Here is a 6,363-nt window from a genome sequence, read left to right as displayed (position 1 = left end):
CGGGCAGTCCGTCTTCAACGGCGCCTTCGATGGCGACTTCAACAACGACGGCACCGTCGACCTCTCCGACTTCGCACTCCTCCGCGCGAACTTCGGTCTGTCCGTCTGATGCGCAATTGGTCCAGCAGGACCACCCGGCTAATCAAAACCACACCCGCTGTTTGCACTTTATACGAAGCCGTTGGGCAGAGCGACGCGTCGCCCCGGGTCTGTGCCCGAGCCCGGGGCTACGCTTCGCTCTGCCCAGCGGCTTCGCCAGAAATCAATCATTCTAACTTGAAATCACGCACAATGGGCTGCGAACACACATCATTGCGCATGACTCGCAGTGACAGATTCAAGTTGCACTTCTGATGACTGTGTCGTCGCCGTGCGACATTACTAAGCGAATTGACCCGTCGATTGAGTCGTCCCCACTACAATTCATGTAGTGGCACCAGATGACGTGTCGATCGGTAGAACGTATCGAGATTATTTGCAATCAAAGCTCAGATACGCCAGCGTGTGATCATCGCTTCGATTGGAGTCGCGACGCATTAGCCCGCTTCGGGCCTGGTGCCACTTCATCCTTGCAGTGTTCTGTCCCGCCACCTCAAAGGATGAAGTGGCACCAGAGTTCAGTTAAAGCAGTTTGACAATTAAGCCGAAGGTGTCTGGTCGTGTGATCATCGCTTCGACTGGAATTGCGGATGATTAGCCCGCTTCAGGCTTCGCCTGGCCGCCGCCGGCGCGGCGGCGGGTCACTTCTTCGGCTTGTTCGTAGGCCTCGTCCTCTTCCATCGTGCCGGCGTCGAGCTGCTCCCAGAGGTGCATCAGGTCGCTGCCGGCCTTGTCGAGCTGGATGCCGGCGATCGCGTCGCGGTCGGCGTCGCTGCCGATGTCCAGAAGCTGGTCGAGCCGCTCGGCGTACATCTCCTGGCCGACGGCATCGTTCTCAAGCCACGTGCCGACCTTGGCCATGTCGCGTGCGGTCAGGTTGAGTCGGCCTGAGCCGGCGCCGTTGGCCTGGTTCTCGCGGACCATCCGCAGCCGCGCGACGGTCATGAGTTCCTTGCTCCGCAGGTTCAGCTCGCGGGCCGCCATGAGCTGCTCCTGCGTCTTGAGCTCGAAGTCCTGGGCCAGGCTGCGACGCAGCTCGGGCGAGCTGCTCTGCTTGCCTTGGCGAAAGATCTCGTGCTTGGCCTTGGCCAGTTCGTCGACGCGGGCAAAGAGCTTGTCGCGTCGTTTGCCAAGCAGAATCTCCTCCCGCCTCAGCTCGCCGCGCGAGAGCTGGCTGAGGGTCTTGTTGCGGCCGAAGAGTCGGTCGATGAGGGCCACGGAGTCGGAAAGCTTGAAGGAGGAAGCCGGAAGGTCGGAGGGTTAGCCGGGTTCGGCTTGGCGGGTGCGTTCGGGGGCGGCGGGGGTTGGTGCGGGTTCTTCGGCGAGTTCTTCTTCCGCGGGGACAGTCGGCGTCGGGGTGGTCGCCTTGGGGGTGACGGGGATTTCGCGGGTGAAGGCGGGCTTGTTGGCCTCGTCGTCGGTCGGGTCGGTGTCGGCGGCGAGTTCGTCGTAGAGGGCTTGCTCCTCGGCGGACAGGGTCGTCGACGTGCCGGCGGCTTGGCCGGCGAGTTCGTCGGCGAGCTCGCTGCTGACCTGCAGCTCGGCGAGGACTTCCTCGGCCTTGGCGGCGTCGTCGGCGAGTTCTTCGGCACTGGGCAGCTTGCCCGCGGCCGAACCGGCGCGGGCGAGCTCCAGGTTGTGCAGGTGCGTGCCGACGACGTTGATTTGCTGGTTGAGCATCGACACCGTCTGACGCCGGCGGTCGATGTCCTTGCGCAGCTGGAGCGTCTGGCTGGTGATGCGACGCTTGGCGTTCTCCGAGTCGTCATTCTGGAACGCGTCCCGCAGCTCGCGCTCGCGGTCTTCCAGGCGGGCCATCTCGTCGTACTGCCGGTCGCGCTGGCGAGACAGAGCCGCGCGTTGCTCGGCGAGGGCGGCCAGACGCTTCTCCACAGAAACGCCCTTGCCCAGGAGTCGGCGGACCCGGTCCATGACGGCAATGGTACCCGATGCCCCGGCCGATCGGGCCGACGAATCCGGGCGTTCCAAGCTCGCGTCCCGGAAAAGCGACGGGACGCCCGCGATCGTCTTCACCCGCAGCGGCTCGCCAGAACGATCGGCCCAGCGCGCGGCGGCACGCTCGACCAGCGGCAGCGGAAGCTTTGTCTCTTCGGCAACGGCATCCAGGGCGACGCCGCCCGTGAGGAGGTCGACGCGCCGCCGCTCCAACGCCTCGCCCACGCGATCGACTTGGCCGTCGAGGCTTTCCGGGTTGAAAGTCGCAGCGAGCGCGGCCGCGGCGTCGGGTGCGGTGATGGTGAAGCCGCCGACATCGTCGGGCTCGATGAGGATCGTCGGTGGCCCGTCGACGAAGGTCTTGGCGACGCGGCGTGCGTCGTCGGAAAATCCGCCGCCGGCAAAGAGAATCAGCGTCATCGGCCCGCCGAACTCGCTCGATGGCGTCTCGTTGTCGCCGGGTTGAGGCACGTCCTGCATGCGCTGGCGAATGTCATCGGCCGAGATGGGACTCGGGTCGCGGTCGCGAGCCAGGTCTTCGAACTGTGGGAGCGAGACGAAGCGCACCTGCCCGACTGGCTGGCGAAACGCCATCAGCACCTGCCGGCCCAGCGAGAGGTCGATGCCCTCGCCGAGCGGCATGGCGTCCTGCAGATCGAAGTCGGGATTGCCCGCCGAGACGAGCGCCTCCTTGATCGCCTTGGCTTGGTTCCAACGGACGAGTTTCGGCTGGAGCGCGGAGACGGGTCGCAGGCCCGTCGAGGTCACGGCGACCATTTCGCGGCCGCTGATCATCGCGAGGAGGTGCCCGACGGTTCGGCGTTCGAGCTCGCGCTGACGTTTGGCCCGCGCGACGGCGGAGTTGGTCTCGGCCGGGTTCAACTCGGGTCCCTCGTGGAGGTTCTACGGACAGCCAGCAGTAGCAGCAGGGTACCGGCCCATACCCAACCAGCGACGGACAGGAGGAAAACCGCGTGACCCATTCGGCGGCAGTTTAGGCGAAGGCCTCCGCCTGCCCGACCGACCGCCCACACCGCGGACAGAACGCGGCATCAGCCGTCAAATCGGCCCGGCAGTTGGTCAGCGGACACCGCTTGATCCGGTGCACCGGCGGGAGCGTCGGGTTGCCCATCTCGCCCCGCAGAATCGTCCCGATGTCCGACAGCAGGCGACGGTCGTCGCGTTGAACGGCCAATCGCAACACGTTGGCTGCCAGCAACATAGGCACAGCCCAGAGCACGCCGACGTAGCCCAGGAGGGCCGCCGCGACGGCTGGGACGGGCGAAAGGCCCCACCGCCAGGCTACCGGCCGCTCGTCACTGGGCCAGCCGAGCTGCTCTCGAAGCTCATTCACAAACCGTTGCCCGGAAACGGCATGCAGGTTCGCACCGATCCAGACAAGCACGTGGGCCAGCGAGACGAAGCCCAGGAACGCCATCAGCGCCGCCGTGGGCTCGGGTCCGCGGAACGGGTCGATGAACCAGAGCTGCCACAGGTCGCCGCGCTCGGCGAAGTAAAAGGCGAATGCAGAAGCCATTGCCAGGAAACCGCTTACGATGGCCATCCGGCCGCACCAGCGTGCACTCGTGCTGGTCGGCCGAACCTTGGACAGGCCACGGATGTCGAGCCAGCGGGTCACGTCGTCCAGCCGATCGCTCCGCCAGGCATCGGCCCGGATCAGGCGAAACGCGTTGGCGATCGCGGTCACGACCCCGAAGCCGATCAGGCCCAGGAGCAGCGTCCGCATCGTCGTTGGCACCAGCGACGGGTGCGCCGGCCGATCGAGCGTGGTCAGCAACGCCTCCTCCGACAGCTTCAAACCGCCTCGCTGTCTTGATCCGATCTCTTTAACGGTCAACGGCTTGGCCTCAGGCACCGGCGACCTCGGGCGACCGATGGAAGCCGCGGGAGAGCATGCGGCCGCAATGCCGGCAATAGGTGGCGTGCTCGGGATTGACGGCCCGGCAGACGGGGTCTGGGCAAGCGTGCCGCTTGTGCGACGTCACCTCACGCCGCTTGGCACCCGGCCAGATGCCGAGCTTGAGCACGAGGACGAGGATGCCCTTGATGCAGACCCAGCCGACCCACAGCACGAACGCGAAGGCCGTCATCGCGGTGACACCCGCGGCGAAGAGGATGAAGACCGCCGCCTCTGCCGAGGCCAGCGGGCCGGTGAGGATGTCGAGCGTCGGAATCATCGAAAAATCCGGGAAAAGCGTCAGGCAAGCGGACTTGGCAGCGATCGGCCGCACCGTCTACAGAACCGCGCAGAAGCCGGGTTGGTGCAAACGCAATGTTTGTCTGGGCAGCTCGACCCGAGCTCAAGCGGCTCTTCTGGACCACCCACGGAGACGAGCGACGTCGCCCCTGCGACGAGTCGGAACGGGAGCATGAGCAGCATGCCGAGGAACCGCACCAGCCCACCGACCAGGCCGATCGTCACTGCCAGCGTCACCGCGATCAGCTGCGCTGCGACGAGCGCAAGCACCACGACGGCGATGGTCAGAGCGATGAGTTGCAGAACGGCCATGGCTGGTTTCCTGCAGAAAACGGTGAAAAAGCACTATCCAGCGGGTGACAGGGAACTGCCGCAGAACATGCAGTAGGCGTCGTCGCGAGCCGGGAACGAGCCGCATCGGCCGCAACGGCGGACGTTGTCGACGAGTTGCCGGCCGCAGCTCATGCAGAACTGGTCGTCAGCGTCGACGCGGGCACCGCACGCACCGCACGCGTGCCCGTCGCCCAGCGAGCGTCGCCGCTCGGCATCGACGTTGCGGATCGTCCACTCGCCCTGCTTCGTTTCGACCGGCACGGCCCGGTCGGTCGGGGCCGCTCGCTCGCCAAGGGCCGCGGCGAAGGCGGCAGCGTCGGCGAAGCGGCGATCGAGGCGGGCGTAGCTCTGGCGGAACGCGTCGTCGACCCAGGCCGGCACGTCGCCGCGGACGTCGGAGGGCACATCGGTTCCCGCCGGACGCTCGCCGACGAGCATCTCGAAGAGCATGACGCCGCACGCGTAGAGGTCCGCCCGTCCGTCGGCGAGCTTGCCGGCTTTCACTTCGGGCGCGATGTAGTCGAGGCTGCCGGCGAGGCTTGGCGACTGCTGTGCGTCGGTCGAGAAGACGATGCTGTTGGTCGCGGCGTCGCGTGCCTGGAGTTCTGCCTGACCTAGGCCGAAGTCGGTGAGCTTGACCAGCCCGGGCATTGACAGCCCGCCGCTCGCCCCGCCGGCCAAGGCGGCCTCGTGGATGAGCACGTTTTCGGGCTTCACGTCGCGGTGGACGATGCCGCGCTCGTGTGCGTGCCCGAGGGCCGACAGGACTTGCTGCAGGACGCTGGTCGCGTCAGCCACGCTGAGCCTGCCGTCTTTCATGACGTCCCGCAGCGTGGTGCCGGGCACGTACTCCATGATGAGGTACGGCTGCTCCGCATACGGGTCGATGCCGAGGGCCTTGACGATGTTCGGATGGTCCAGCCGGTGGGCATTGACGCCCTCACGACGCAGCGCCCGCACGTAGGCCGGATCACGCGGCAGCTTCACGGCGGCCTGCTGGTCGGCCCAGATGTGATGGTGGGCAAGCCAGACGTCGCCGAACGTGCCGTGGCCGAGCATGCGGTCAAGCACCCATTCGGCCACACGATGCCCTTCGGCCACGGGTGTACCGGTCGCCGGTTGCTGGCCTCGACTCGTTCGTGAATCTTCGGGCATCTAGGCCTCCGCGTGCGTCATGCGGGCGGGTCTCGTGTCATGGCCCAAGAGCGATCTCCCGGACCCCACCAGCGTACAGCGCGACGCCGGTGGGCGACAGACGAAAGTGTGTCAGAATCTGCCACATTCTTCGTCGTGTCCGCACCTGGTGGTACGTCGGGCAGGCCTTTTGTGATCGGTCGATTTATCCGACAAGGCGATCTGCCACGAAGTCGCACGCGAGCGCGTTGTAGGCCGCCGCGAACAGGGCCGCGACAGCGAAGAAGCCGATGGCGACACCGCCGCCGACCTCGAAATCGAACATCCACCACAGGCCCAAAAGTTCCAGCCCCGTCAAACCGCCGACCAGTGCGACGCCCGCTCCGTTCGAGTCCTGCCTCGCCACCCACACGACCACAAAAAACAACGCCCACGGGGCCAGCAGCGTGACGAGGCTCCACGCGAGGATCTTTCCGCCGTTGTCGAAGAAGGCATCGCGTCCCTCCGGCCCGGCCTGCCAGAAGGCGATGGCCGCGACGATCACCAGGAGCGCCACCACGCCGCCCGCGATCTTGCCGCCGATGCCTTTGAGGAAGTCCACGACGTCGATTCTACGACGCGGG

General features: G+C 66.2%; 7 protein-coding genes. All 7 read right to left on the bottom strand.

All coding sequences use genetic code 11. The annotated features are described in order from the left end of the window. Positions 1-693 precede the first annotated feature (693 nt). Positions 694-1,317, bottom strand: a complete 624-nt coding sequence (locus tag AAGI46_04765; protein ID MEM1011516.1) for a hypothetical protein — start codon at positions 1,315-1,317, stop codon at positions 694-696. A gap of 42 nt (positions 1,318-1,359) precedes the next feature. Continuing rightward, complete coding sequence (locus AAGI46_04760) at positions 1,360-2,937, bottom strand: hypothetical protein (protein MEM1011515.1); 1,578 nt, start codon at positions 2,935-2,937, stop codon at positions 1,360-1,362. 112 nt (positions 2,938-3,049) lie between these two features. Then, positions 3,050-3,874 carry a hypothetical protein gene (locus AAGI46_04755; GenBank protein MEM1011514.1) on the bottom strand — a complete coding sequence of 275 codons (825 nt, stop codon included), beginning with the start codon at positions 3,872-3,874 and terminating at the stop codon, positions 3,050-3,052. 49 nt (positions 3,875-3,923) lie between these two features. Continuing rightward, the gene (locus AAGI46_04750; protein MEM1011513.1) at positions 3,924-4,253 is read right to left on the bottom strand and encodes a hypothetical protein; all 330 of its coding nucleotides are present in this window, start codon (positions 4,251-4,253) and stop codon (positions 3,924-3,926) included. Positions 4,254-4,273: 20 nt separating this feature from the next. Further along, the gene (locus tag AAGI46_04745) at positions 4,274-4,585 is read right to left on the bottom strand and encodes a hypothetical protein (protein ID MEM1011512.1); all 312 of its coding nucleotides are present in this window, start codon (positions 4,583-4,585) and stop codon (positions 4,274-4,276) included. Positions 4,586-4,618: 33 nt separating this feature from the next. Further along, entirely contained in the window at positions 4,619-5,707 is a 1,089-nt protein-coding gene (locus tag AAGI46_04740) for a serine/threonine-protein kinase (GenBank protein ID MEM1011511.1), read from the bottom strand. A 238-nt stretch (positions 5,708-5,945) separates the two neighbouring features. Next, the gene (locus AAGI46_04735; protein ID MEM1011510.1) at positions 5,946-6,341 is read right to left on the bottom strand and encodes a hypothetical protein; all 396 of its coding nucleotides are present in this window, start codon (positions 6,339-6,341) and stop codon (positions 5,946-5,948) included. Positions 6,342-6,363 lie beyond the last annotated feature (22 nt).

It is taken from the genome of Planctomycetota bacterium, assembly GCA_038746835.1.
In the GTDB taxonomy this organism is placed as follows: domain Bacteria; phylum Planctomycetota; class Phycisphaerae; order Tepidisphaerales; family Tepidisphaeraceae; genus JBCDKH01.
This window is presented reverse-complemented; position numbering and strand designations above follow the sequence as displayed.

Bases quoted from the DNA above. Each gene is read 5' to 3' on its own strand.
- AAGI46_04750 (MEM1011513.1), bottom strand. From the start codon at position 4,253: ATGATTCCGACGCTCGACATCCTCACCGGCCCGCTGGCCTCGGCAGAG.
- AAGI46_04745 (MEM1011512.1), bottom strand. From the start codon at position 4,585: ATGGCCGTTCTGCAACTCATCGCTCTGACCATCGCCGTCGTGGTGCTT.